24 protein-coding genes are annotated in these 26,117 nt (G+C 39.3%); 11 read left to right on the plus strand and 13 right to left on the minus strand.

Going from position 1 to position 26,117, the window contains the following annotated elements:
- Window positions 1–177: 177 nt before the first annotated feature.
- The 3 genes from hemC (at window position 178) to hemL (ending at window position 4,226) form a co-directional block, all read left to right on the plus strand.
- A complete protein-coding gene (gene hemC, locus BWD42_RS19330) occupies window positions 178–1,764 on the plus strand; it encodes a hydroxymethylbilane synthase (protein ID WP_077438066.1) in 1,587 nt (528 codons plus the stop codon).
- Between the two features lie 105 nt (window positions 1,765–1,869).
- On the plus strand, window positions 1,870–2,838 hold the full coding sequence (hemB, locus tag BWD42_RS19335) for a porphobilinogen synthase (protein WP_077438067.1): 969 nt from the start codon (window positions 1,870–1,872) through the stop codon (window positions 2,836–2,838).
- A 77-nt stretch (window positions 2,839–2,915) separates the two neighbouring features.
- Entirely contained in the window at window positions 2,916–4,226 is a 1,311-nt protein-coding gene (gene hemL / locus BWD42_RS19340) for a glutamate-1-semialdehyde 2,1-aminomutase (RefSeq protein WP_254846280.1), read from the plus strand.
- A gap of 87 nt (window positions 4,227–4,313) precedes the next feature.
- Here hemL and BWD42_RS19345 read toward each other — a convergent pair whose 3' ends face one another.
- Genes BWD42_RS19345 through BWD42_RS19360 form a run of 4 tightly spaced genes read right to left on the minus strand, consistent with a single transcriptional unit; the run spans window position 4,314 to window position 6,669 of the window.
- Window positions 4,314–4,892 (minus strand): DUF4252 domain-containing protein, encoded by a 579-nt coding sequence (locus BWD42_RS19345; protein ID WP_077438069.1) that lies wholly within the window; start codon window positions 4,890–4,892, stop codon window positions 4,314–4,316.
- Between the two features lie 5 nt (window positions 4,893–4,897).
- Window positions 4,898–5,419: a DUF4252 domain-containing protein gene (locus tag BWD42_RS19350; protein WP_077438070.1), complete on the minus strand. Its 522-nt coding sequence runs from the start codon at window positions 5,417–5,419 to the stop codon at window positions 4,898–4,900.
- Between the two features lie 6 nt (window positions 5,420–5,425).
- Complete coding sequence (locus tag BWD42_RS19355) at window positions 5,426–6,115, minus strand: hypothetical protein (RefSeq protein ID WP_175992100.1); 690 nt, start codon at window positions 6,113–6,115, stop codon at window positions 5,426–5,428.
- A 38-nt stretch (window positions 6,116–6,153) separates the two neighbouring features.
- Window positions 6,154–6,669, minus strand: a complete 516-nt coding sequence (locus tag BWD42_RS19360) for an RNA polymerase sigma factor (protein WP_077438072.1) — start codon at window positions 6,667–6,669, stop codon at window positions 6,154–6,156.
- Between the two features lie 376 nt (window positions 6,670–7,045).
- Here BWD42_RS19360 and BWD42_RS19365 point away from each other — a divergent pair, with 376 nt between their 5' ends.
- Window positions 7,046–7,882: a hypothetical protein gene (locus BWD42_RS19365; protein ID WP_077438298.1), complete on the plus strand. Its 837-nt coding sequence runs from the start codon at window positions 7,046–7,048 to the stop codon at window positions 7,880–7,882.
- Between the two features lie 86 nt (window positions 7,883–7,968).
- Here BWD42_RS19365 and BWD42_RS19370 read toward each other — a convergent pair whose 3' ends face one another.
- From BWD42_RS19370 to BWD42_RS19395, 6 genes are all read right to left on the minus strand, one after another.
- Window positions 7,969–9,264, minus strand: coding sequence for a DUF3472 domain-containing protein (locus BWD42_RS19370; RefSeq protein WP_077438299.1), 1,296 nt, complete (start codon window positions 9,262–9,264; stop codon window positions 7,969–7,971).
- Window positions 9,265–9,525: 261 nt separating this feature from the next.
- A complete protein-coding gene (locus BWD42_RS19375) occupies window positions 9,526–10,257 on the minus strand; it encodes an AAA family ATPase (protein ID WP_077438073.1) in 732 nt (243 codons plus the stop codon).
- A 23-nt stretch (window positions 10,258–10,280) separates the two neighbouring features.
- A complete protein-coding gene (locus BWD42_RS19380) occupies window positions 10,281–10,727 on the minus strand; it encodes a DUF1648 domain-containing protein (protein WP_217700106.1) in 447 nt (148 codons plus the stop codon).
- Window positions 10,728–11,112: 385 nt separating this feature from the next.
- Window positions 11,113–12,126 carry an N-acetyl-gamma-glutamyl-phosphate reductase gene (gene argC, locus BWD42_RS19385; RefSeq protein ID WP_077438074.1) on the minus strand — a complete coding sequence of 338 codons (1,014 nt, stop codon included), beginning with the start codon at window positions 12,124–12,126 and terminating at the stop codon, window positions 11,113–11,115.
- 84 nt (window positions 12,127–12,210) lie between these two features.
- Entirely contained in the window at window positions 12,211–13,395 is a 1,185-nt protein-coding gene (gene argG, locus BWD42_RS19390; RefSeq protein WP_077438075.1) for an argininosuccinate synthase, read from the minus strand.
- A 116-nt stretch (window positions 13,396–13,511) separates the two neighbouring features.
- A complete protein-coding gene (locus tag BWD42_RS19395) occupies window positions 13,512–14,228 on the minus strand; it encodes a GNAT family N-acetyltransferase (RefSeq protein ID WP_077438076.1) in 717 nt (238 codons plus the stop codon).
- 574 nt (window positions 14,229–14,802) lie between these two features.
- Here BWD42_RS19395 and BWD42_RS19400 point away from each other — a divergent pair.
- Complete coding sequence (locus BWD42_RS19400) at window positions 14,803–15,066, plus strand: hypothetical protein (RefSeq protein ID WP_077438077.1); 264 nt, start codon at window positions 14,803–14,805, stop codon at window positions 15,064–15,066.
- 94 nt (window positions 15,067–15,160) lie between these two features.
- Here BWD42_RS19400 and BWD42_RS19405 read toward each other — a convergent pair whose 3' ends face one another.
- On the minus strand, window positions 15,161–17,251 hold the full coding sequence (locus tag BWD42_RS19405) for a S9 family peptidase (protein ID WP_139351218.1): 2,091 nt from the start codon (window positions 17,249–17,251) through the stop codon (window positions 15,161–15,163).
- 291 nt (window positions 17,252–17,542) lie between these two features.
- On the opposite strand from BWD42_RS19405, the gene BWD42_RS19410 reads away from it, so the two are divergent.
- The 6 genes from BWD42_RS19410 to BWD42_RS19435 all read left to right on the plus strand — a co-directional run bounded on the left by BWD42_RS19410 (window position 17,543) and on the right by BWD42_RS19435 (window position 23,583).
- Entirely contained in the window at window positions 17,543–19,168 is a 1,626-nt protein-coding gene (locus tag BWD42_RS19410; protein WP_077438078.1) for a S8 family peptidase, read from the plus strand.
- Between the two features lie 83 nt (window positions 19,169–19,251).
- Window positions 19,252–19,443 (plus strand): hypothetical protein, encoded by a 192-nt coding sequence (locus BWD42_RS19415; RefSeq protein ID WP_077438079.1) that lies wholly within the window; start codon window positions 19,252–19,254, stop codon window positions 19,441–19,443.
- A gap of 216 nt (window positions 19,444–19,659) precedes the next feature.
- The gene (gene nth / locus BWD42_RS19420) at window positions 19,660–20,337 is read left to right on the plus strand and encodes an endonuclease III (protein ID WP_077438301.1); all 678 of its coding nucleotides are present in this window, start codon (window positions 19,660–19,662) and stop codon (window positions 20,335–20,337) included.
- 67 nt (window positions 20,338–20,404) lie between these two features.
- Window positions 20,405–21,430, plus strand: coding sequence for a recombinase RecA (recA, locus tag BWD42_RS19425; protein ID WP_077438080.1), 1,026 nt, complete (start codon window positions 20,405–20,407; stop codon window positions 21,428–21,430).
- A gap of 203 nt (window positions 21,431–21,633) precedes the next feature.
- Window positions 21,634–22,401, plus strand: a complete 768-nt coding sequence (locus tag BWD42_RS19430; protein WP_077438081.1) for an endonuclease/exonuclease/phosphatase family protein — start codon at window positions 21,634–21,636, stop codon at window positions 22,399–22,401.
- A 6-nt stretch (window positions 22,402–22,407) separates the two neighbouring features.
- Window positions 22,408–23,583, plus strand: coding sequence for a metallophosphoesterase family protein (locus tag BWD42_RS19435; RefSeq protein ID WP_077438082.1), 1,176 nt, complete (start codon window positions 22,408–22,410; stop codon window positions 23,581–23,583).
- 113 nt (window positions 23,584–23,696) lie between these two features.
- On the opposite strand, the gene pruA is transcribed toward BWD42_RS19435, so the two are convergent.
- On the minus strand, window positions 23,697–25,334 hold the full coding sequence (gene pruA, locus BWD42_RS19440) for an L-glutamate gamma-semialdehyde dehydrogenase (RefSeq protein ID WP_077438083.1): 1,638 nt from the start codon (window positions 25,332–25,334) through the stop codon (window positions 23,697–23,699).
- A gap of 90 nt (window positions 25,335–25,424) precedes the next feature.
- Window positions 25,425–26,078: a peptide-methionine (S)-S-oxide reductase MsrA gene (gene msrA, locus BWD42_RS19445; RefSeq protein WP_077438084.1), complete on the minus strand. Its 654-nt coding sequence runs from the start codon at window positions 26,076–26,078 to the stop codon at window positions 25,425–25,427.
- Window positions 26,079–26,117: the final 39 nt, after the last annotated feature.

The following is a 26,117-nucleotide window of genomic DNA, read 5'->3' on the forward strand; positions in this document are numbered from 1 at the left end:
AATGTTCGTACGCAGTTTCCTTTTTGTCAAAATTTTCCTTCGCTTTTCTTAATTTTCGGTTTATCAATCATTTCCTACTAGATAATGACAGTAACGTGTCAACATATTCCACCTATTTATTTATTTTTGCTTCGATAAATGGTATTAAACACATTTTAATAGGTAAAGTAAAATAACGTGAATAGAAAACTAATTATTGGCACCCGGGGAAGTGTTCTTGCCATGTGGCAGGCAAATTTTGTGAAAGACCGATTACATGAAATCGGTATTGAAGCAGAGTTAAAAGTCATCAAAACTCAAGGCGATATCATTCAACATCTCCGTCTGGATAAATTGGAAGGAAAAGGATTTTTCACGAAAGAACTTGAGGAAGAGCTTTTAAATGGAACCATCGATTTAGCCGTACATTCACACAAAGATTTACCTACGATCAACCCGCCAGGATTAATTATTGCGGCGGTTTCTGAACGGGAAGACCCCTCCGAATTATTAATTATTCACAAGGATTGCGTTGATATCAAGAAACGCCTATCGTTAAAACATAATGCTACTGTTGGAACATCTTCTAACCGTAGAAAGGCGCAGATATCGGCATTGCGTCCCGACCTGGAATTCGACGATCTAAGGGGCAATCTACAAACAAGAATGCAAAAACTGCGGGATGAACAATACGATGCGATCGTGCTTGCAAAGGCGGGTATCAGCCGTATTGAAATGGATATCTCTGATTTTCATGTCGAAGAAATTCCACCGGTCGAAATTATCCCTGCTCCGGCACAAGGTGTATTAGCCATTCAGATCCGTGAAGTCGACAAAGAACTTTTTGAAGCATTACAACCGCTTAATAATGATGAAGTTGCCAAAACCATTGCTGTGGAACGTTTGGTACTGAACAAATTTGATGCAGGATGTCATGCACCACTCGGATGTTATTGCCGCAAAAGCGGTGATGAATATGAAGCTTGGGCTTCCATTGCCGATACAAGTGAAGATTTTCCGGATCGTGTATACTTGAAAGATGCTGATCCGGACCGACTGGCGGAGCGTATTTTCAGCAAGTACGCCAAAGACCGTAAGTTACCTCGATCTGTCTTTATTTCCAGAGAGGTAGATGAAAATTCCTATTTCGCACGGGCAATGGCTAAACACAATATTTCCATCGAAGGCCGATCATTGATCAAAATATTTCCGATCATCAACAAACTGGATCCTTTTATCCTAAAGCATGTTGATTGGATTATATTTTCAAGCAAAAACGGGATTGAGCATTTTTTCAATCTGGAGCCTCGGTTAAGTAAAAAGACCAAAATAGGCGTGATCGGTCGTGGATCAGAGGAAATACTACGCAAGTATGATCGCGTAGCGGATTTTTCCGGTGACAGTGAAGGGATTAACATGGATGAAATCGCTAAGAAATTTGCCGAATTGGCAAATGGTGGAACGGTACTTATCCCGCGTGCAAAAGAATCGCTTGAGACGATTCAAAAAGCATTAAGTCCAGAGACTAAAATCATTAATATCCCAGTCTATGAGACTGTATTGGAGGAGGATGTGGATCCGTCCAATGCTGAAGTCCTCGTATTTACCAGTCCTAGCAATGTTGAGGCCTATTTTGCGGACAATCTTTTAGAACCGGGACAAAAGGTCATCTGTATCGGTCGTTCAACCGGGGCGAAGTTTGATGAGATGAATGTTCCCTACACACTTCCATATTCTCCAGATGAGATCGGTCTTTCAGAGGCTGTATTTGGCTTGGAATATTAATCGTATTGAGTAGTTAGTATCCAGTATTGAGAAGTTGGCAAAAAAATTTTTAGTCTTGGTCACTGAGCAACACTGGATTACTGGATCATAAATAAATTAAATATAATGTTACAACGTCCGAGAAGAAATCGTAAATCTGCCGTGATTCGCGACATGATTCAAGAGACACGTTTAGACGCGTCGAATTTGATTTTTCCACTTTTTATTGTAGATGGCCAAAATCAAAAAACCGAGGTTAAATCCATGCCGGGTATCTACCGTTATTCAATAGATAATTTATTGAAAGAAGTGGAGAGCTGCCTCAAATTAGGCTTACGTTCATTTGACCTTTTTCCCAATATCGAAGAATCATTGAAGGACAAATACGCAACAGAGAGTTACCGCGACGGAAGCTTGTATTTACGGGCCATTGAAGCAGTAAAGAAAAATTTTCCGGAAGCCTGTATTGTCACCGACGTGGCGATGGACCCTTACAGTAGCGATGGTCATGATGGAATTGTTGAGAATGGCGAGATCCTAAATGATGAAACGCTGGAAGTATTGGGCAAGATGGCACTCGCACATGCGCAGTCTGGTGCTGATATTATTGCACCATCGGATATGATGGATGGACGCATCGGATATATTCGTGAACTATTGGACCATAATGGCTTCACAAACGTATCTCTAATGTCCTATACTGCTAAATATGCGTCGGCCTATTATGGACCCTTCCGGGATGCTTTGGGCTCAGCTCCAAAACATGGTGACAAGAAAACCTACCAAATGAATCCTGCTAATGCAAAAGAAGCGCTTATCGAGGCACAACTAGATTCCCAAGAAGGTGCGGATTTTCTAATGGTCAAACCGGGACTACCCTATTTAGATATAGTGAAACTTCTGGCTGATAATTTTGATCTTCCAATTGCGGTGTATAATGTCAGTGGCGAATATGCCATGTTAAAAGCAGCCATACAAAATGGCTGGCTGGATGAACGTGTAATCCTGGAAACTTTATTAAGCTTCAGACGCGCGGGCGCAACAGCGATTTTATCGTACCACTCGAAAGAAGTCTTGGAAAAGGGCTTTATTTAGGCAATTCTTGATTCCTTACGTTTCCATGAGACTTATCTTCGCAAAAAAAGATAACTTCGCATTCAAATATAATGACTATGCAAGCACCTGATATTTCAAGAGCAAAATCTGCTGAATTATTTGAAAAAGCAAAACAATATTTCCCAGGCGGTGTGAACTCTCCGGTTCGGGCTTTTAAATCCGTATTTGGCACCCCATTATTTATAGAACGAGGCGACAAAGCACATCTTTGGGATGCCGATGGCAATGAGTTCATCGATTTCTGCTGTTCGTGGGGTCCTTTGATTTTGGGACACAATAACGATCAAGTTCGCGAGGCCGTTGCCGCACAATTAAGTAAAGGATTGAGTTTTGGTGCCCCCACTGCGCTGGAAAATCAACTCGCCGAATTGATTATTGAAAAAAATAAATATATTGAGAAAATCCGCTTCGTCAGTTCAGGAACCGAGGCTGTGATGTCCGCAATCCGCTTGGCAAGAGGATATACCAAACGCGATAAGATCATCAAATTTGACGGATGTTACCATGGTCATTCGGATTCGCTTTTAGTGAAGGCTGGTTCTGGACTGGTTACTTTCGGAGAAACTTCTTCGGCTGGCGTTCCCAAAGCTTTTGCAGATGAAACAATCGTCATCGAGTTAAATGACAAAGAGGCGCTGAGAGCGGCTTTTACAGAATTTAAAGATCAGATTGCTGCAGTGATCATTGAAGGTATTCCAGCCAACAATGGTCTATTGATGCAATCCAAAGAATACATGCATTTCCTACGTGATATCACAAAAGAAAATGGCAGTATGCTAATCATGGATGAGGTCATTACCGGATTCCGTATCGGTTTTGAAGGAGCGTCTGCTTACTACGAAATACAGCCGGATATTATCACCTATGGTAAGATTATAGGCGGTGGTATGCCAGTAGGAGCCTATGGAGCATCCAAAGAGCTTATGGCCTGTATATCACCTGATGGTGCCGTTTATCAGGCTGGTACCTTATCAGGGAATCCTGTGGCCATGGCAGCAGGTATTGCAGCCTTAACTATTTTAGCGCAAGATGATTTCTATACAAACTTAAATGCGAAAACTGCAGCATTCGTACAGAATCTGCGCGATTATATCGCTGAAAAAGGCTATAAAGTACAATTATTCCACGTTGCCTCTATTTTCTGGTTTGCATTTACTGAGCAAGAAGATATTAAGAAAGCAAGTGAAATTGATCCCGCTTCCATGGAATCCTATAAAATCATGCACCGCGAACTCTTAAATAGAGGGGTTTATTTCGGTCCTTCGGGCTATGAAGTTGGTTTTGTTTCTGCGGCGCATACCGACGCGGATTTAAGTACCGCCAAGAAGCATATTTTCGATGCTTTGGACATCGTCTTTCATCCATAAAAGGAAAGTATAATACAACAATGCCCCAAAAACTAAAATAGTTTTTGGGGCATTTATATGCTGTTTAATCAAGAATCTCTGTCTGAACTAAAGCTCCTGTTGAACTACAGTATGGGTATCAGCCAATTTAGTAGTGCGCTTTTTATCCTTCGATTTTATCTTATTCAATCCCTGAACAAGCTCATCCAGCGAAAACTTACCTTTTATATCCATAAATACACTTTCATCTCCTTCGTCATGGACCAATAGCGAAACCCGGCTGATCACATTATCTTTATCAATGCGCGCATTAATTGAGATCTCCTCCCCTTCACTGTTAATCACCAGTAGCTCCTCAAATTTATTTTTCTTTAAAAACTTATGGTAATCCTCCAGAATCAACGCATTCTTTTCCTGATCATTATTTGATAACGTCATCATCCTGAATTTTTTCAACTTTTTGACGATATCCGCCATGACCTTTGCATCCTCATCGTTCTCATCCTGCAAGGCCTTTTTGATAAATGGTTTTGTCAACCACATCGGCAAATTGATGGCAACGATCTCTGCATTATTCGAAACATTGGATCCCCTGACGAAATCCATGTTGGAGCCTTTTTTAATGATGCAGGATTGCAATGAAAATAGCACTCCAATTAGGCATAACAATGTTAGTAATCTCTTCATAACGTTTACTTTTTATTGTTATTCTGTTTGTCTTTATTTACTTTGTTGCTTCCCTCATTGACCAAGTTAGTCACGTCTTTCAAAGGAATTGCCCCGTCAAGAATCATAAATAAGTTCTGCCCATCTCCATTTATTGTCAGCAACAAATTATTTAGGATATCCGCATTCGCAGACATATTTTCAACCATGAACCGGATGTCTTGACCTTCATTATTGAGCGACATAAGTTCCTCGTATTTTAAGTTTGAAACAGCTCCACGAATAATACCCGTCAAGTCCTTATCTTCGCCATCTTCTACAATCAACATACGTAAAGATTTAACATTCTTGAGTAGCGGTGTAATCGTCTGCATATCCTCATCATCAATTTTTAAGTTTCCCAACAATTTGAACATAGGGGCGCCAATTTTAAGCGTCGTTACTCCTTTTTTCCCTTGATATTGCTCGAAAAGTTTATCTAACTTGGAAATCTGTGCGTTTGCCATACTTGCTACAAGTAATAGGCAAGCTATTAATAATCCTTTCATATTATTTTAGTTAATCGATATTGACATTTGTTTTATATTCATTGCTTTATCTACACCATTTTCCAGATTATTTGCCAATAATCCCAGTGAACGGAGCGTCAGTTCTACAGCCTCCTCTTCGTTGGCAACAGGTTTACCGTTTAATACAACATAATCCGCTTGATAGCCTTCCTCCATTTGTTTTAAAGATTGGACAGCCTTCTTCTTTTTCGCCATCATTCGCTTTGATTGCACCTGCTGATTGGAATGCGTCGAAGTATTTGCCATGAGCATTGCACTTCGTTTCCTGTCCCCGCTTGTTATGGTCTCCACGTCCGAATGAACTGTTGCTTCACTGTGCTCCGTCAGCTCCGTTGTCGACGGTCTTTGAGGTTCTTTCAGCTCTTTATTAGCAAGTACCGACGGCTGTGTTGCTGGCTCTTGATTCAGATAAAAGGTTAATCCCATAACCGCTAGGAGAATTGCCGCAGCAGCATATTTTATCCAGATATTGTCTCGCCATTTGATGATTTTCTTATCTGCTTTGACTTGATTTTCAAAATCCTCAAACGACCAGTCCATTTTCACATTCTTTTCCTGATCTAATAGCTGAAAAAACAGTTCATCCGATTTTTTCAGTTCCCTTTCTTCCTCCGATGACGACTTGCCATCAAAGTACTTATCTTTCAATTCCGCTAATCTTCTGTTTTTCATCATTACAAATTTGAGTTTCACTATTAATGAAGCTATTAGATCTATTTTTTATTTGAATAAATCCGGAAGCTTTCATAATCAAATAGCTTTGTCAGCTGCTCCTTTACTTTCTGTCTAGCCCGCATCAGATTCACTCTGACGGCAGACTCCCCCATTTCCAATACTTCACCGATCTCCTCTATATCATAATCTTCCACGTCGCGCAGGTGCATCACAAGACGCTGCTTCTCGGGCAATGAGTTGATCATTTCCAAAATGATTTCTTTCGTATTTCCAACAGCATTTTCTGTTGTTGAAATAATCTGATGTTGTTCGGCAAAATCTGTACGGACCTTATCTCTTTTTATCCGGTTTAGCGCTTCATTTTTAACACTTTGCATGCAAAAGGCCTCCAAATTCCTATATTGATACAATTTATCTTTCGCCTGCCATAGACGCATCATCACATTTTGCACCGCATCAAAGGCTTCATCATCATCAACCAAGATCCGTTTCGCAAAGCGAAATAGCTTATCCTTATGGACGAAAACGGTATTTTTAAATTGCTCTTGGTTCATTTTAATATTTGGTATGAGATGATAGCTTTGAGATTTTGATTGTACAAACCTGCTTACCTACTTTTTCTCTATTCGTTTTAAATACGCGCTATTTCATTTCCTTTATCATTTTGCATTCTATATAAGCAAGACATCTCAAGCGTCCTATTTATTACATCTAATATGAATATTTTTTTAAATATTTATTTCTTCAAATTATAGGTCCTGCTTGTTCTGGGTTCTTATCTGCTTTCAAGAACAATTAATCAAGTGTTGTTCCAGCTGAATATAATATATTTTTACAATCAAAAGCTTGTTTTCTCCATGCTAACAAACAAAAGGTCCTGTACACTTGTTATTTAAAATGCTGAGTGTTAAAAATTTAAACAAAAAAATCATGAAGTACTACAGAATTACAGGCATTACCGCCGCATTAAGTTTGCTAATGGGGGTTATTGGATGTAATAATTCAACCAAGAAGAGCACCGACCATACAGATTCAATGACTGATGCTGATACAAGTATTGCACAGAAAATGGATTCCATTTCGGTTAGTCCAATTTCAGATTCGAAACAATTTCCTGGAGCGAGTCTAGGAATCGCTTCGGTAAGCGCTGAAAAAGTAGGCACAGACTCTGCAAAAGTTACAGTGAAATATAATGTCAGCAACTTTAAGCTTACTCAAATGACAACGGACGAGCATGCAGCTCACATGGCCAACTCGCATGATGGACAGCATATCCACTTTATTTTGGACAACAAACCATATACTGCATTATATAAACCGGAGCATAGTGTCACTTTGGCTTTAAATTCAGAACATTATCTCTTGTCGTTTTTGTCCCGCTCTTATCACGAATCCATTAAAACAACGGAGGCCTCAAAATTGATTAAATTCAAGATAGATGCAACGGGAAAATTGACACAGGAGCCAGCGCCCAAAGGAGCATCCTTATTCTATTCTCGTCCAAAAGGAGAATACAAAGGAGATGAAACCAAAAATGTCCTTTTAGATTTTTATCTGGTCAATACCAATATTGCCCCAGACGGAAATAAGGTGATAGCAGATATCAACGGACAGACATTTACATTGGATAAATGGGGACCCTATGAGATTAAGGGCTTACCTATGGGAAATAACAAAGTAAAATTAACCTTGGTAGATAAAGAGGGAAATGCCGTTACCGGCGATAACGTATCGATAGAACGAGATATTAAACTCTCCGAAAAATAGTCATTTAAAAACAAGAGAGTCGCATTTGGATGCGACTCTCTTGTTTTATTACCGATCGTTATGCCTAAATAATTTGTTTTTTATCTTTATGGCAATTTCTCAAAATCAATTTTCGGAGCCGTATTTTTATTGACAAACTCAAATTTGCTGCCCGGTTTAACAATCTCATTAAAGAAACCGCCATTTCTTAAAAAGTAGCCATTTTTTGTTCTTCCCCCCATCGCATCAATACGTTGATGAGCGCGGTAGGTATTATCGACACTAAATGAAGCCGATTGAACGGCGCGCCATTGACCGTCATAAACCCATTGATTTTTAAATTCCACCTGTCTACCTAAATACCCTTGATTGGGACTAAAATTCTCTAAGAAACTATGAAATCTCTTTAAATACGTATTTGTTTGCGGACGTTTGAAACTAGCAATTACATTCCATGCATTTTCCTCCGGCACAAAAAACCAGGCAGTATAGTCGGTATTTCCTTTTCCATCCGGAACGCCTTTCAACAAGAATTTATAGGTTTCACCCGCTTTCCAGAAATATTTACGGTAACTCTGTCCACCGGATCCCTCATTGCCAAATTCTCCTGTATGCACGTCTTTTCCTTTCTTCAATAAATGGATCTTTTGTTCATCTGGAATACTTTTCGGGTCATCTGTATGAAAAGGGCTCCAAACCGAAAATAAAATACGTCGTTCGGTTTCCGAATTCACCTGTATACCAAAATATCCCTCTCCAAAGCCATTTGCCATAAAATATGAGCCGACTTTATCCTCACCTTTTGGGACAGTTACCTCATTGTAATAATAGCTGACATTTCCCTCACTCGGTATCGTATAATTTAAGTGACAGGAAGGACCACGACGTGACCAATAGTAATAATCAGGATCATTTGAGTAGGTAAGTCCTTCAGATGCAGCTTCTCCACTAACGATTAATTCCGTTACATCGGCAAACCTATCACTCGACTTACTTAATCCTTTTAAATTCACCTGTACGTAGCCCGGCGTTTTGACATCAATAGACAAAGCCGCTGTTTCGACTAACTCAGTCCCTTTGATATCCAAAGAACTCTTTTTGCCCAAAGCAGAAATCTCTATTTTGGAGGAATTTCCGGCATGAGCTTTTGCTTTGAGTCTTAATTCGAGGTTCCCCGTTTTCTCCGTTCTGAAATATACCGATGCAATGCTTTGATCACTTGACCATTTTACCAATCCATTGCGTCCGGAAATTTCCGCACCACCATCTTGGCCGGTAGTAATAAAAGCATTGCCCGCAAGCGGTACGGCATAGGATTTTATAGCAGTTTGCGCGTTAACACCTAATGAAAGGCAAGATAAGGCACCTATGAAGAGGTGCTTGATAAAGAATTTTCTTTTCATCTGTTTAAATTTTTTCATCTCTTGTCTGTTACCGTGGCTACTTATGTTACCTAAGCTACCAGGGTTTTATAGGAATTGAAGGATATCAATCCTACTTATCGAACATAAACCTTCTTATAGCAATTCCGTTGATATAAGCGTGAATTTATATTGGTTCTTGAAAACTGTATTATTTTGATGAAGATAAGGCTTAGATTGACAGAAAAAGAAAGGAAATGTATATCAATCGATTGTGTAAAAAAAATAGTAATAAATCAATGCCTATTCATGTAAACCGAGTTCGGCAACCATCTTCTGATAGTTATTCAGGAAATACCTATAAAGTTTAAACTGTTCCGTTTCTTCATAGTCCACCTGTTGCAAGCCCAGTTCCGACACGGTGTAAATCTCCGCGTCCGGATAGGCCAACAAAATTGGTGAGTGGGTGGCGATAATAAATTGGGATTTATTATTCACCAGTTGATTCATCCTTGTTAAGAGCCGTAATTGACTATTGATGGAAAGTGCTGATTCAGGCTCATCAAGCAGATACAGGCCACGTCCCGAAAAGCGTCTATGCATTAAATTAAGAAAACTCTCCCCATGAGAGCATTCATGTAATGAGCCGCCATAACTTTTCTGTAGAGCTCCCTGATCTCCTTCAAATATATCATCAACCTCAGTCGCCACATTATAAAAGCTCTCGGCCCTTAGGAAAAATCCATCGTTTTCACGGAAGGCTGTTCTTATGACCTGCAGATCTTTAAAAAGTTCGGAATGGGAATCTTTCGTATGAAAATTAAAGTTTTTAGTTCCTCCTTCGGGATTAAAGCCAGCATTAATTGCAATGGCTTCAACTAATGTAGATTTCCCGGAACCATTCTCTCCAATGATAAAGGTTACAGGGGATCTAAACCGCAACTCACTCAGGTTCAATATTGAAGCAATATTAAACGGATAGGCGATTCGATCTCCGATTGGTTTTGTGTTTTTTATGGAATGAATATAGTACATAGGATGTGATACTAATATAGGTACTAAGCTTTCCGGAATCCTTGTGCAACATAATAGATTACCGGAATAAAAATAAATCCCAGTGTCAGCGGAAAAAACCATTTGCCCAGCCCATCTGAAGTTCCGGCCGAATTTGGAATAGTCTTGAAAGTGATTACAGCCAAAATAACTACAATAATAAATTTCAAATACCGGATCAAGCGGCATGCATTTGTATATTGCCGAAAAGCATTCTCTGCTGTTATCTTAACCGAATAATTGAAAATATGTGGAAATCGATTTAGGATGGTCATCCCAATAAATAGTATTGTAGCTAAAAGCGGTAAAGCTAAAATAGTCTCTTTGCCACCGAAATGATCTGCTTTGCCCGCGGCATCATAATGTACGGGAATAGTCTCGGGTAACTTATTATAATTGATCGCAATCAGACACCATAGTGCGAATAAGGACAGGTAGCCGATTAATTCCAATATTTGTCTCCCAAGGTAAGCTCAGGTTGTATCTGGGGTCTTTCTTCCATTCTAAAATTGGTTAACGCTGCTTAGAAATAGTGAAATAAGACAATTTCGCCTCCATTATTGATACGAAGTTAAGAAACATGCAGGAACAATACAATCTGGTAAACTAAGTATTAAATTAGTCAAACAAACGTTGATACCAGCCAATACTTTGAAACATATAGAGTACCCCATCACTTCACCAACCATTAGTGGATATAAAAAAAGTGAAGAGCGTGTCCCCTTCACTTTTCCACACAGTGTTAACAATTATGTTGATAACTATATTTTATAAGGTTTTTACCTGCTTCTATTATTCACATTCTGTTAATACAGCTGTTGATTAAATCGCAAGTATCTAGAAACCAACACTTTTAAGATTCAACCCTGTACGCTCATTCAAACCGAACATAAGATTCATATTTTGTACGGCTTGACCGGATGCTCCTTTCAACAAATTATCAGTGGCATTTAAGATTAGCAATTTATTTCCATGTTTCTCCAAGTGAATAATACTCTTATTGGTATTTACGACTTGTTTGAGGTCTATATTGCTCCGGCTAACGTGCGTAAATGGATGTGTTGCATAATACGCTTGATACAACTCATACGCTTGCTCCTCGGTCAAATTTGAGTCGACATAAATTGCCGAGAAAATACCACGTGTAAAGTCACCACGTTGTGGAACGAAATTTATCTTTTCAGCAGCGCGCGCTAACAACGAATCGCCAGATGCTGGTAAAAATCCATTTTGCAATTGATCCAAGGACTCCGAAATTTCCTGTAGGTGTTGATGTTCGAAAGATTTGTATGCAGAAAGATTGTTGTTACGCCAGGAGAAGTGCGTGGTCGCCCCCGGTTTCTGTCCAGCACCGGTAGATCCGGTCGTTGCATTGACATGGATCTGATCGGGCAATAGCCCCTTACTCGCCAATGGCAATAATGCCAATTGGATATTAGTAGCAAAACAACCTGGATTGGCAATATATTGCGCCGATCGAATCGCTTCCTTATTTAATTCCGGAAGCCCGTATACAAACGGCTGTCCCTGATACATTGTATTTGCCCGAAGACGATAATCCTGCGAAAGATCAATAATCTTAACCGCTGCTGCAACCGGATTAGCCTCTAAAAACTTCCGGGCATCACCATGTCCTACACACAGAAATAAAACATCAATATCACTATGAAAATCGGATGAGAAAGTCAGTTCTGTATCACCGAACAGATCATTGTGAACTTCATATAATTTGTTTCCCGCGTTAGACGCACTATTAGCAAATACAATCTCTACTTCAGGATGATAGATCAATACCCGTAATAATTCTCCGCCTGTATATCCTGCTGAACCAACGATTCCTACTTTTATCATATTTCTATTTCGTATTGAGTAGCTAGTATAAATATTAAGACTTTACTTCTGCAAGCCTATGGCTTACAGAAGCATCCTAATTTTTTATTTTTGATTTACTTTATGCCAGATAATGGTCTGGTTTCCAAAAATTTTGGAGAATCCTTTTACATCGTCACCCGTGTAACCTTTATTCATCTCACCATAGCTACCGAATTTATTGGACATTAAATCGTGCTCGGATTCAATACCAATCACTACAAAACGATAAGGATGTAGTTCAACGATTACGCGACCTGTTACAGTTTCTTGTGAAGACTGCAAGAATGCTTCAATATCGCGCATGACAGGATCATGCATCTGTCCTTCGTGCATATAATTTCCGTAGAAAGCAGCAATTTGATCTTTCCAGGACAATTGCCATTTCGTCAAAGTGTGTTTTTCTAAGGTGTGGTGCGCCTTAATTAAAATTACCGAAGCGGCAGCTTCAAATCCGACACGACCTTTAATACCGATAATCGTATCACCTACGTGAATATCACGGCCGATACCATAAGGTTGTGCGATAGCTTGCAACTCCTGAATGACTTTCACAGATTCCATTTTCTCACCATTTAAAGCAACGGGCTCACCTTTTTCAAAATCTACGGTGATCTGTTGAGGTTCGAAAGAGGTCACAGGTGTTGGCCATGCTGATTCTGGCAAATATTGGTTGGATGTCAATGTCTCAGCTCCACCTACAGAAGTTCCCCACAGACCTTTATTGATTGAATATTTTGCTTTTTCAGCTGAATATTCAACACCATGTTTATTTAAGTATTCAATCTCTGCTTCGCGGGACAACTGTAGATCACGGATCGGTGTGATAATCTCAACACCTGGAATCAAGGTCTGGAAAATCATATCAAAACGCACCTGGTCATTTCCCGCTCCTGTAGACCCATGTGCAACACATTCAGCGCCGATTTTCTTTGCATAATTTGCAATGGCGGTAGCCTGACATACACGTTCAGCAGATACGGACAATGGGTAGGTCGCATTTTTCAGCACATTTCCGAAGATCAAGTATTTTATAGTTTCGCGGTAATAGTCTGCTGTTTCGTCAATCGTGGTATGTGATTTTACACCTAATGCATAGGCGCGTGCTTCGATATTCTTCAATTCTTCATCCGAAAAACCACCTGTATTTACGACGACGGAATGAACCTCTAACCCTAAATCTTGCGTAAGATAAATACAACAAAACGAAGTATCTAATCCTCCGCTGAATGCTAAAACTACTTTTTTCATTGAGATAAATTGTTTTTTATTGTGGTGAAACGATTGTTTGTCTGACCGTTTCATCGTCTGTTCATTATTTATTTTCTATGGCTATGCAGCCAGTTGACATGCGCTATATGATTTTATTAAAATCCTTTTGCAACTTTATTATGCTTTGGAAAATTGACTGCAATGAATTTATTGGCCGATTTCCAGAACTTTGCCTGTATACGCTTTAGCAGCGATTGTTTTTGTGTAATTCTTTCCAAACGTTCCTTTGCTTCATGTTTACGCTGGATCTTTTCTTTCAGTTCACGCTCTTTTTCCTCTGGATCCCAAAGCATAGCTGTACACATGCAATTCTTGCGATCTTTGCTCATTAAAATTTCATAATTCACGCAGCTCTGACAGCCTTTCCAGAATTCGTCATCGTTGGTCAGTTCTGAATAAGGCACTGGTTCGTATCCTAATTCTGAATTGATTTTCATGACAGCGAAACCTGTGGTCAAGCCAAATATCTTTGCTTTTGGGTATTTTTCCCGGGACAAATCAAACACCCTTTTTTTAATGGCTTTTGCCAAACCTACTTTCCGAAATTCGGGATTGACAATAAGTCCAGAATTTGCAACGTAGTCACCATGGCCCCAAGTTTCAATATAACAAAACCCTGCCCATCGGCCGTCCCTATGCAAAGCAATCACTGCTTTACCTTCATTCATTTTGTTGGCAACATACTCTGGTTTACGACGCGCAATACCAGTACCACGAGCCTTTGCAGACTCGAACATTTCGTTGCAAATAACCTCTGCATAGTGTGCATGCTCAGGTTTAGCCGGAATAATTAAAAAATCTGATATAGTCATTGACTTACGACCCTAATAATAAAACAACAACTACTGTCGTGTTTTGTTACTGAATAAATTAAAATAATGGATTCAAAACCATCGGACAATCATGGTCTTGTTTGGAAAGATTCACTACCTCAAATCAAGCCCGAGGTAGTATGGGTCGTCGGAAGCGTAAAACAGGTATTTCTACGAAAATGAAAGCACAGAATACCTTTCTCATAAACTTTTCAAAAGTTTGCGTATAAGAATAGCCGTTCTTTTTGCTCTGTTTCATTTTATTTCTCTGTCAATTGTTTCTGACGTTGCAAATGTATAAAAATATTTTTTTCTTTTCCACAATATTATCATGGATTTTTTGCAAAAATCAAAAAATTACAATTAAGCTTCAAAATAGGCCTGCAACCTTCATTTTCAAGCAATTAATCAATAGCAATGGGGGCATGCCCCTACACTGAACGCGATATTAATTTGACAATAAAACTGATAAAGGTTTAAGGCTTTATCAATGCAAAAAGAGAGTTTTTTCGACATGTTCGTTATTTTTAGACAAAAACGATACTTTTGTATTCATCATTTAGCGGAAAATAGCATGTCACCAAGTTTAATTTTCTATATTATTTTTGCTGTACCCTATATCATCTTTATGTATTGGCTTGTCAAACAGGACAAACATAAGTATGCTTGGGGGCTCGCAATCATTACTGTGGTTGCTATACTTGCAATCTATGTGTCCCAGAAGGCAAGCAAAGTTGCCATGGACAATTATCAGCAACATCAGATCGATTCCAGAGAAATCGAACGTGAAGAACGTCTACAGAAACAGCAAGACAGTATTAATCACGCTCAACAATAAAAAATTAGCAGATAAAAATGCCCCAAAATTGTCTGACTCTTTGGGGCATTTTTATGGGTAAAAAATAGAAATACGATTTTGATTTTATTCATATTTAGTGATCGATTCTCTCCAGCTTAAACAGAAAAGCATATTCCATCGCAATTTCTTTCAAGTAGTCAAATCTGCCTGAAGCTCCCCCATGTCCATAATCCATATCCGTCTTCAAGAGCAAAATAGAGTCGCCGGTTTTGACCGTGCGTAATTTCGCGACCCATTTGGCAGGCTCAAAATACTGAACCTGACTATCGTGCAATCCAGTTGTGACCAGTAAATTCGGATATTCTTTCGGCTCGATATTTTCATAGGGCGAATAACTTTTCATGTAAAAAAAAGCTTCCGATTCATTGGGATTTCCCCATTCATCATATTCATTGGTCGTCAGCGGAATTGTCTCATCCAGCATGGTATTTACAACATCTACAAAGGGTACCTGGGCTATCATGCCATGATATTGTTCGGGGGCAATATTAGCAACAACTCCCATAAGGAGTCCGCCTGCGCTCCCTCCTTGCGCATAAAGATGGTCTGACGATGTATAGCGCTGCTCAATAAGATACTTACCACAATCCACAAAATCATAAAATGTATTCATTTTACGCATCATTTTCCCATCCTCATACCACTGACGCCCCATTTCTTCACCCCCACGAATATGGGCCAACGCATATATAAAACCACGGTCCAATAAACTCAATCGATTACTGGAAAAATTGGGATCCATCGATGCACCGTAGGAGCCGTAAGCATATTGCAATAAAGGAGCGGTGCCATCTAATTGTGTTCCCTTTTTATAAACAAGGGAAATAGGTACCCTTACGCCATCCCTCGCTATGGCATAGATGCGTTCGGTCCTATAGGCACTTTGGTCATAGCCACCTAAAACTTCCTGTTGCTTCAACAATGTTTTCGTCCTATTCTCCATATTATATTCATAGACCGAACTTGGCGTCACCAATGAGGTATATCCATACCGCAGTTTTGTGGTATTGTATTCAACATTTATTCCTGGATATACCGTATAGGCGACCTCACCAAAATCCAAATAATGCTGGTCTTGATTATTCAAATCATAAATTGCCAGCTGAGTCAATCCATCTTTTCTTTCCGCTATTGCCAAAAATGACCTGAATTCCTCAATATCGCTCACCAGTACATCCGGTCGATGCGCGATAAATGTTGTCCAATGTTGCCGATCAGTTTTGTCCAATGGACATTGCATAATCTGGAAATTAATCGCCTCATCATTGGTCAATATCAAAAAACGATCTTCCAGAGGAACTATATTATAAAGCACATCATTTCGACGTGGTTGAAAAACCTTAAAATCAGTATTGGGAAGATCGGCATTCAACAACCAAACCTCAGAAGACAAGGTTCCTTCTGAGCTGATGATAATGTGTTTACCATTTTTTGATTTACCAACCGCGATATAATTTGTATTGTCTTTTTCTTCATATACGCATACATCCGTTGAAACGTCTGTACCAAGTGTATGTCGCATAATTTTTTCACTCAGTAATGTTATCGGGTTCTTAGCAGTGTAAAATAAAGTCTGGTTATCATTAGCCCAAATTGCAGCACCTTCGGTATTAGCGATCCGATCGGGGTAGATCTCACCTGTCTCCAGATTCTTGATATATACCGTGTATTCCCTTCGGGAAACCGTATCCACACTAAAAGCCAACAAGCGATTGTCAGGACTGATCGAAAAGCCTTTTGCGGCGTAATAGGCATAACCTTGTGCGAGATGGTCGATATCCAATAAGAGCTCTTCGTTAGCATCCAAGGTCCCTTTCTTACGGCAAAACTTGAAATATTGATTACCTTCCTCTGTTCTACTGTAATAATAGTAACCATTTTTAAAATAGGGTACCGACTCATCTTTTTCCTTGATACGGGATTTCATTTCCCGGAATAAGTCTTCTTGAAAAGATTCTGTCTCCTTTAACATCGCGGCAGTATAGGTATTCTCCGCAGTCAGATAGTCGATCACTTCTGCTGATCTTGGTCCCTTTTTGAAATAGTCAATCATCCAGTAATAATCGTCAATGACAGTATCTCCATGAATTTGTCTTTTATTTGGATGCACTGCAGCTATCGGAGCCGAAGCTTCCGGCCACTGTATATTTTTGTTATGTTGCATAAATAATATGAATGCGCTAAATCTCTTTTTTAATAAAAACAAATACGACCTGTACTTTGCTATCGTCATCACCCCCCAGAACATTGAATTTAATGCATTTCTAGAGAAATAGCAAAACTATATATAAACAGGAAAAGATCAACTGTAAATATGCCGTTCATTTTGATATATATTATTAGCTGATCTATTCTTTATCCTTCATTATCTATATAAAAAATCACTTTTAATAAAAATTAACAATTCAACAGGTCCAATAATATTATATTTGCTACTGTGCTAGGAGAAAATTTTATGAATTTAAAGAAATCACTATATCTTATCGCCTTAGGTGTTTTACCAATGACCTTGTTTGCCCAGGCTGAGGCTGTTCCACAGAACTGGTATAATTTAGATTACAACACGGATGGCGTAATGGGCATCAGTACAGAGAAAGCGTACAAAACATTATTAAAAGGGAAAAAATCAACTCCTGTTATTGTTGGTGTATTGGATGGTGGTGTGGATGTTTTCCACGAGGATCTCAAGGATATTGTCTGGATCAATTCAAAAGACAGTCTTTCTAATGGGAAAGATAATGATGGCAACGGCTACATCAACGACAAATATGGCTGGAATTTTATTGGTAACGCCGATGGAAAAAATGTTCAATTTGACAATCTAGAGCTAACCAGGCAACTGAGGACTTTAGATAAAAAGTTTGCCGGTGTTACACCAACGACTGAACTGAATGAAGCCGACAGAAAAGCTTTTTTGTCCTATCAAAAAATGGTGGCAAAATACAAGAACAAGTTAGAAGAGGCTAAAATGGGTCAATTTTCCTATGATGCGCTTAAACGAAATCTAGACGCTGTCGTTCGTGAAATAGGTAAAAAACCAGAAGAAATCACATTGGCTGATCTGGAAAGCTTCAACCCAAAATCGAACAATCAACGTATCGCTCTGGGTTATGCAAAAGACGAAATTCAAACGAATGGTTTTGTCAAATTTTTTGATGATATCACCGAGGGGGCGAAGTATTTCAACAATCAGGTTGACTACCATTTAAATAAAGAGTATGACTCCCGTCCCATTATTGGCGACAATTACGAAGATGCTTCCGAACGTCATTACGGAAATGCGGATGTAAAAGGACCTGACGCGCTCCATGGAAGCCATGTTGCGGGTATCATCGGTGCTAAACGCAACAATAATATTGGTATAAACGGTGTTGCAGACAATGTCAAGATACTGACAGTACGCTTAGTTCCGGATGGCGATGAACGGGACAAAGATGTCGCAAATGCAATCCGTTATGCAGTAGATAATGGAGCGAAAGTACTCAACATGAGCTTCGGAAAGAGCTATTCACACAACAAGCAAACCGTGGATGATGCTGTTAAATATGCCGAATCGAAAGATGTTTTGATGGTACATGCAGCTGGAAATGATAGTGAAGATAATGATGTGGAGCCCAATTTTCCAATGAAATACTATACGAATGCGAAGGGGGACACCACAGGAATAGCAAATAACTGGATCACTGTTGGTGCGAGTGGTTTACATCCGGACAACGAACTTCTGGCAGATTTTTCCAATTATGGAAAAAAAACAGTTGATGTTTTTGCTCCCGGGGTTCGGATTAATTCTACTATTCCGGACTCAAAATATAAAGAAGAACAGGGTACGAGTATGGCAGCCCCTGTGGTTGCGGGATTAGCGGCTATGATACGCTCCTATTATCCTAAGCTCTCTGCCGCGGAAACCAAACAGATTATTCTGGAATCTGTTGTAAAACCAGAACAAACTGTCCAGGTAAAAATTAATGAAGAGGCCACAAAAACAGTCAGATTTGCGGATATTTCTGTCACTGGAGGAATTGTCAACGCGTATAATGCCATCTTAAAGGCCGAAGAATTTAGTAGTAAAAAGAAAAAATAAATAATATTCTCATTTTTTATATACCAAAACTATCTTTTGTCCGTTTAATTAATTAACTTACAGAGACAAAACTAGAGACGCTTATGGTAGAAAATTTTACCCAATCAGAAAACGAAGTTCAAAATTTACTAACCCAAAACGAGAAAGTAATGACTGATGAGGATATAGAAAATGAATTGAGACTTCAATTACCCAAAATGTTGCTTAACCCAAGCAAACAATGTATTGCGAATATCATGGCATATTCCAAACAGATGGAAAAAAGAAAGGCCTAATCTTGAGATTAGGCCTTATTTATTGGCATAAATTCAAGCCTATCCTTCCTATTTAAGTCGCTAAATAGCGCTGTAGGGTCCTTAAAACAACCACTGGACCCCCAGTTACACGAATAAGTATTACGCTCTATTTATCAATAAAAAATTCAGTTTGGTACGTATTAAGCAGCGCTCAAATTTTCTTTTTTAATGGAAATTTTGGCTAGTTTTGAAGTGATGTTAAAACAAGAACGATACAAAGCTTTTGTGGAATATTTTTCCAAAAATAGTCCCGATGCGCAGACAGAACTCAACTACAGTAATCCGTATGAATTGCTTGTCGCTGTTATTCTATCGGCCCAATGTACAGACAAGAGAATTAATCAGGTAACGCCAAAGTTATTTGAACGTTACCCGGACGCTCATACTTTAGCTGCCTCCAGCATTGATGAAGTATTTAGTTATATCCGCTCAGTAAGCTATCCAAATAACAAAGCCAAACATCTAGTGGGTATGGCACAGATGCTTATTGAAAAATTTAACAATATCGTACCGGAGCAGATTGAGGATTTGATCAAACTGCCGGGCGTCGGCCGAAAAACCGCTAACGTCATTTCCTCAGTTGTATATCATAATCCTGCAATGGCCGTGGATACACATGTATTCCGTGTGGCTAACCGGCTTGGCCTCACCTATCGTGCAACGACGCCATTGGCGGTAGAGAAACAATTAGTCAAAAACCTTCCAAAAGAGACTATTGCCGTGGCGCACCATTGGTTGATCTTGCATGGACGATATATTTGTTTGGCCCGAAAGCCGCTTTGCGAAAAATGCCCGATTACCTACATGTGTAAATACTTCGAGAAAACCCACCACATAAAAGGTGCCCCAAGCGCAGTAGAAATAAAAAACTAATTTTTTTAGTGAAAATATTTGGTTTATTATTTTTTATTTTTAATTTTGATAAATATATACTAAAAATATGAGCAACACAGATAAATTAAAAGCGTTACAGCTGACGTTAGATAAATTAGAAAAGAACTTTGGAAAAGGTTCAATTATGAAATTAGGAGATACAGCTGTTGAGCCTATTGAGGCGATTTCAACAGGGTCATTAGGATTGGATATTGCTTTGGGTATTGGCGGTGTTCCAAAAGGACGTATCATTGAAATATACGGACCTGAATCTTCGGGTAAAACGACATTAGCAACACACATTGTTGCTGAAGCACAGAAAAAAGGCGGTATTGCAGCAATTATTGATGCGGAACACGCTTTTGATAAATATTACGCACAAAAGCTAGGCGTTGATGTTGAGAACTTATTAATTTCTCAACCGGATAATGGTGAACAGGGGTTAGAAATTGCCGACAATTTAATCCGTTCTGGTGCAATTGATGTCATTGTAATTGACTCTGTAGCAGCATTAGTACCTAAAGGTGAGATTGAAGGGGAAATGGGTGATTCAAAAATGGGTCTTCAAGCCCGTTTAATGTCTCAAGCGTTACGTAAATTGACCGGAACAATTGCCAAAACAAACTGTTGTTGTATTTTCATCAACCAATTGCGTGAAAAAATTGGTGTAATGTTCGGTAACCCAGAAACAACAACTGGCGGTAACGCATTAAAATTCTACGCTTCTGTACGTTTGGATATCCGTCGTACATCACAGATCAAAGATTCTGATGAGGTATCTGGTAACCGTGTAAAAGTTAAAATTGTAAAAAATAAAGTAGCACCTCCATTCCGTATTGCGGAATTTGATATCATCTTTGGTGAAGGTATCTCAAAAGTTGGTGAAATCATCGACTTGGGTGTTGAATATGGTATCATCAAAAAAGCGGGTTCTTGGTTTAGCTATGGTGAAACCAAATTAGGACAAGGTAGAGATGCTGTAAAAGCCCTATTGTTTGACAATCCAGATCTAATGGATGAACTAGAGGCAAAAATCCGTGCGGAAGTAACAGGCGAAGATCCTATGCTTCACGTAGAGGAAAATGAAGACTAGTTGCTGTAAAAATTAGTATAATGTAGGTAGCCATCCTTTTTAGGATGGCTATTTTTTTACCCCTCCCCCTCAACAAGCTCCGTTTAAATTTAAATGATTATTTTGTTACATGTACAAAGTTTCAAGTTTGTACGCTAAGATTTTAGTATTTTTAGCCGAGCGAACATAAATCGCTGACTTCATTCTAAACTTAACTTTGAAAAATGAACCGTAAGCTAATTGCATTTCTTTTGATCCTTTTTGGATCAGTATTCCATCTCAGTGCACAAAAAATCCGCGTACTTTCCTTCAATATTCACCATGGGAATCCACCTTCAGAAAAGGAATCTGTAGTCAATCTCGATACCATCGCTCAAATTATAAAACATAGCAGCGCTGACCTGGTCGGTTTGCAGGAAATTGATGTCAACCTAGGGCGTTCCTACAACGAGGATCAAGCAAAAAAACTAGCTGAATTGACGGGAATGCACTACATCTTCTCAAAAGGAATAGATCTCGAACAAGGTGAATATGGAACAGCAATATTATCGAAATATCCGATAGAAAGGGTAGAAAAACATTTTCTACCCTCTCCTGTCGAAAGCGAACGCCGAAGCTTATCCATTGTTGAAGTACGTATCAACAATAAGAAGATCTTATTCGCAAATACCCACCTGGATCTAAAAGATAAAAACAAAATTGCTCAGGCAAAGTTCATTACTTCCCGCTTCAAAAATGAAAAACGACCTATTATCTTGGTCGGCGATTTAAACTCCAAACCCACCGACCCCGCGATTAAAGAGCTTGGCATGCTATTCACAAAAACGAGTAGCCAAAACGGCTTTACTTTTCCACAGGACAGGCCTAGTACTGAAATAGACTATATTATGGTCAATACATCATCACATCCAAAATTCTTCAACCACCGTGTGATTGAAGAGAAATATGCGAGTGACCATCGACCTTTATATGTTGAAATCGACATTAAATAACCCATTATGAATTTTAATAGAAGAAGATTTTTAGAAGCGCTAGCACTGGCCGGAATTACATTACCCAATATAGGCGTCGCTAAAGAAAAAGAAAATCTGGAAGGAGATTTTAATTTTATAGTACCGGCTTATTTACAGAATCAGACGGAGAAAGGAATCAGCATCTTTACGATCTTGAGCAAACCAGCGCTAGCTTGGCTGGAAATCCTTGACAGTGCAGGTAATGTACAGCAAACGATCCACCAATCCGAAGATGGTATGGTTAATGCAAATACAGATTTCTTTCATTTTACTGTCGAAGAGGCTCCCCGATCATTCCGCTATCGCATCAAAGCAAAAGAAATTCAAAAATTCGATCCCTATAAGATCGTCTATGCGCAAGAAATCGAAACGCCCATCTTTGAGGCAAAACTGGCAAAAAACAACCAGGAACAAATACGTTGCCTGGTTTACAATGATGTGCACGAAGAAAAAAGCAGCTACCGCGACCTTGTCCCTAACCAAGACAGTTCAATCTATGATTTTTTTGTCTTAAATGGAGACTCTTTTCATTATGTGAGCAATCAGGAGGACATTACAGAAAAACTACTGAAGCCTATCGAATTCATTGCGACAAGCAAACCATTCATTATGAACCGTGGAAACCATGAAACGAGAGGTTCCTTTGCCCGCAATTTCAAACGGTATTTCGCTTATCCCAACAATAAATACTACCAAGCGTTCAAAAGGGGACCTATTTTTTGGATTATGCTAGATAGTGGTGAGGATAAACCTGACAGCCATGAGGTATATGCGGGTACTGTAGATTACGACAATTACAGAAAAGAACAGGCGAAGTGGTTGGAAACCGTATTACAATCCAAAGAACGAAAGTCTGCTCAACATACAGTGGTGATCAGCCATATTCCCATATTCCATTCAGACGAATGGCATGGTACATTGCATAACCGGGAATGCTTCCATCCATTATTTCAGAAGTATAAAATAGATGCCATGATCTCCGGCCATACGCACCAATATGGATACTATCCGGCGGATAAAGACCATAATTATCCCGTATTTATAGGCGGTGGTCCAAAAGCTGGAAAAAGAACCGTTATCGATATTTCGGGATCTGCCAAATCACTGGCTATCCGGATGACCCGAGACGATGGGACTGAGCTGGGACAGTTTAAAAAATAACAAAGGCACTCCGCTATGTGGAGTGCCTTTATTATGTTGAATGTATCTGCTATCGTCGATCAAAGCTTAAAAGCAAGCTACAATAACCTTCCGCGCAGCGTAATTCGGTTATTTTATTCGCCTTTTTCTAAGAAAGGGTATCTGTAATCCGTATCTGGATTGAACGTTTCTTTGATCGTACGTGGAGACACCCAACGCAATAAGTTGATCATAGATCCAGCTTTGTCGTTTGTACCTGAACCTCTCGCACCACCAAATGGTTGTTGTCCTACTACGGCACCGGTACATTTATCATTCACATAGAAGTTACCCGCTGCATGTCTTAATTTATCAGTAGCTAAATTAATGGCATAGCGGTCTTGTGCGATAATTGAACCAGTCAATGCATAGATAGAAGTTGTATCAACGATATCTAATGTTTCCTCAAACTTAGCGTCTTCATAAACATATACGGTCAATACGGGACCGAACAATTCTTCAACCATAGTTTCGTAATCCGGCTTCGAAGCTTCAATGATCGTTGGGTGAATGAAATAGCCTTTGGACTTATCATAAGTACCGCCAACTACGATCTCTGCCTCATTGGATTCTTTCGCACGGTCAATGTATTTCGCTAATTTATCAAACGATTTCTCGTCGATAACTGCGTTGATAAAGTTTGTAAAATCTTCAGTTCCACCGATTGTAAATGACTTCACATCATTAGTCATTGACTCTTTCAATGCTGGCCACAATGATTTAGGAATATACGCACGCGAGGCTGCTGAACATTTTTGACCTTGATATTCAAATGCTCCACGAACCAAAGCCGTATTCGCAGCTTTTAGATCCGCCGAAGGGTGTACAACAATAAAATCTTTACCACCTGTCTCACCGACGATACGTGGATAGGTTTTATAACGGTGGATATTATCACCGATCGTTTTCCAGATATCTTGGAATACGCCTGTTGAACCCGTAAAGTGGATACCGGCAAAATCAGGATGTTGGAAAATCACATCACCAGCATCTGGTCCCGAAACATACACTAAGTTGATGACCCCATCAGGAAGCCCGGCTTCACGGAAGATTTTCATCAGCACATTTGCAGAATAGATTTGTGTATTGGATGGCTTCCATACCACAACATTTCCCATCATCGCAACACAAGATGGCAAGTTACCTGCGATCGCAGTAAAGTTGAACGGTGTCAATGCAAACACAAAGCCTTCAAGAGGACGTTGTTCAACACGGTTCCACACACCTTTTCCCGATACTGGAGGTTGTTGCTTATAGATTTCGCTCATGTATTGTACATTGAAACGCAAGAAATCCACAATCTCACAAGCAGAGTCAATTTCAGCTTGATATGGGTTCTTTGACTGACCCAACATTGTCGCTGCATTTAACTCATAACGGTATTTCCCTGAAATCAATTCAGCCGCTTTCAAGAATATCGCTGCACGATCTTCCCATGCTAGATTTTCCCAGTTCTTTTTAGCTGCCAAAGCGGCATTGATTGCGTCTGTTACATGAGATTTGTCGCCTTGATTGTATTGACCTAAGATATGTTGATGGTCATGTGGAGGAGCTATATTTACTTTTTTAGAAGTAGTGATTTCTTTACCACCAATATACATTGGGATATCGATTTGTTTCGAACGTGCTTCATCAATTGCTGCTTTCAACAATTTACGTTCTTTCGTTCCGACAGCGTAAGTATACACCGGTTCATTTGCAGGAACAGGAACTGTAAAAAATCCTTTAGACATATTACAATTATTTATTATTCAACTTTTTAGAATCACACTAAATGATGCTAACAAGAGTAAAATTACCTTAAATTTTACGAATACCCAAAGTTACTCTCCTTCTTTGAGCACCTTGGAAAAGATACGTTTAAATTTTTCCAATTTCGGTTTAATAACCAATTGACAATATGGTTCCTTACCATTTAACCTATAATAATCTTGATGATAGTCCTCTGCGGGATAGAATACCACTGCTGGCGTAACCTCAGTTACAATCGGTTCGTTATAAACTTTCTCCTTATTTAGAGCCGCGATATAAAACTGTACTTTATCCAGCTGCTCCTTACTATGGACGAATATAGCTGAGCGGTACTGTGTTCCCACATCATTCCCCTGACGGTTGAGCTGCGTGGGATCGTGCGCGACAAAAAAGGCCTCCAATAATTTGTCGTAACTGATCACTTTCGGATCATAAATAATATTGGTCGCCTCTGCATGCCCCGTATTGCCTGTACAAACCTGAGCATAGCTGGGATTGGATACCCATCCACCTGTATATCCGGAAACAACTTGCTGCACACCTTTCAACTCCTTAAACTGAGCTTCGGTACACCAAAAACAACCTGCAGCAAATGTTGCTGTATCTAAGCTTCCTACACTTTTCGCCGGTAATTTAGAAAAATCTGATTTCGCAGCCTTCGGCTCTTGAGCACGACAGGAACTCAACAAAAAAATAGCTGTAAAAACTATAATAATATCTTTCATGGACATATATCATTACTTTGCGGATAGATAAAGGATTCT

It is taken from the genome of Sphingobacterium sp. CZ-UAM (assembly GCF_002000245.1).
Classification (GTDB): domain Bacteria; phylum Bacteroidota; class Bacteroidia; order Sphingobacteriales; family Sphingobacteriaceae; genus Sphingobacterium.

Coding starts and splice junctions, on each gene's coding strand:
- BWD42_RS19400 (WP_077438077.1), top strand. CDS start 14,803: ATGTCACCAAGTTTAATTTTCTATATTATTTTTGCTGTACCCTATATC.
- BWD42_RS19365 (WP_077438298.1), top strand. CDS start 7,046: ATGAAGTACTACAGAATTACAGGCATTACCGCCGCATTAAGTTTGCTA.
- BWD42_RS19395 (WP_077438076.1), bottom strand. CDS start 14,228: ATGACTATATCAGATTTTTTAATTATTCCGGCTAAACCTGAGCATGCA.
- msrA (WP_077438084.1), bottom strand. CDS start 26,078: ATGAAAGATATTATTATAGTTTTTACAGCTATTTTTTTGTTGAGTTCC.
- BWD42_RS19415 (WP_077438079.1), top strand. CDS start 19,252: ATGGTAGAAAATTTTACCCAATCAGAAAACGAAGTTCAAAATTTACTA.
- BWD42_RS19410 (WP_077438078.1), top strand. CDS start 17,543: ATGAATTTAAAGAAATCACTATATCTTATCGCCTTAGGTGTTTTACCA.
- BWD42_RS19360 (WP_077438072.1), bottom strand. CDS start 6,669: ATGAACCAAGAGCAATTTAAAAATACCGTTTTCGTCCATAAGGATAAG.
- nth (WP_077438301.1), top strand. CDS start 19,660: ATGTTAAAACAAGAACGATACAAAGCTTTTGTGGAATATTTTTCCAAA.
- BWD42_RS19430 (WP_077438081.1), top strand. CDS start 21,634: ATGAACCGTAAGCTAATTGCATTTCTTTTGATCCTTTTTGGATCAGTA.
- pruA (WP_077438083.1), bottom strand. CDS start 25,334: ATGTCTAAAGGATTTTTTACAGTTCCTGTTCCTGCAAATGAACCGGTG.
- BWD42_RS19405 (WP_139351218.1), bottom strand. CDS start 17,251: ATGCAACATAACAAAAATATACAGTGGCCGGAAGCTTCGGCTCCGATA.
- BWD42_RS19355 (WP_175992100.1), bottom strand. CDS start 6,115: ATGATGAAAAACAGAAGATTAGCGGAATTGAAAGATAAGTACTTTGAT.
- hemL (WP_254846280.1), top strand. CDS start 2,916: ATGCAAGCACCTGATATTTCAAGAGCAAAATCTGCTGAATTATTTGAA.
- BWD42_RS19375 (WP_077438073.1), bottom strand. CDS start 10,257: ATGTACTATATTCATTCCATAAAAAACACAAAACCAATCGGAGATCGA.
- BWD42_RS19435 (WP_077438082.1), top strand. CDS start 22,408: ATGAATTTTAATAGAAGAAGATTTTTAGAAGCGCTAGCACTGGCCGGA.
- BWD42_RS19350 (WP_077438070.1), bottom strand. CDS start 5,419: ATGAAAGGATTATTAATAGCTTGCCTATTACTTGTAGCAAGTATGGCA.
- argG (WP_077438075.1), bottom strand. CDS start 13,395: ATGAAAAAAGTAGTTTTAGCATTCAGCGGAGGATTAGATACTTCGTTT.
- BWD42_RS19345 (WP_077438069.1), bottom strand. CDS start 4,892: ATGAAGAGATTACTAACATTGTTATGCCTAATTGGAGTGCTATTTTCA.
- argC (WP_077438074.1), bottom strand. CDS start 12,126: ATGATAAAAGTAGGAATCGTTGGTTCAGCAGGATATACAGGCGGAGAA.
- recA (WP_077438080.1), top strand. CDS start 20,405: ATGAGCAACACAGATAAATTAAAAGCGTTACAGCTGACGTTAGATAAA.
- BWD42_RS19370 (WP_077438299.1), bottom strand. CDS start 9,264: ATGAAAAGAAAATTCTTTATCAAGCACCTCTTCATAGGTGCCTTATCT.
- hemB (WP_077438067.1), top strand. CDS start 1,870: ATGTTACAACGTCCGAGAAGAAATCGTAAATCTGCCGTGATTCGCGAC.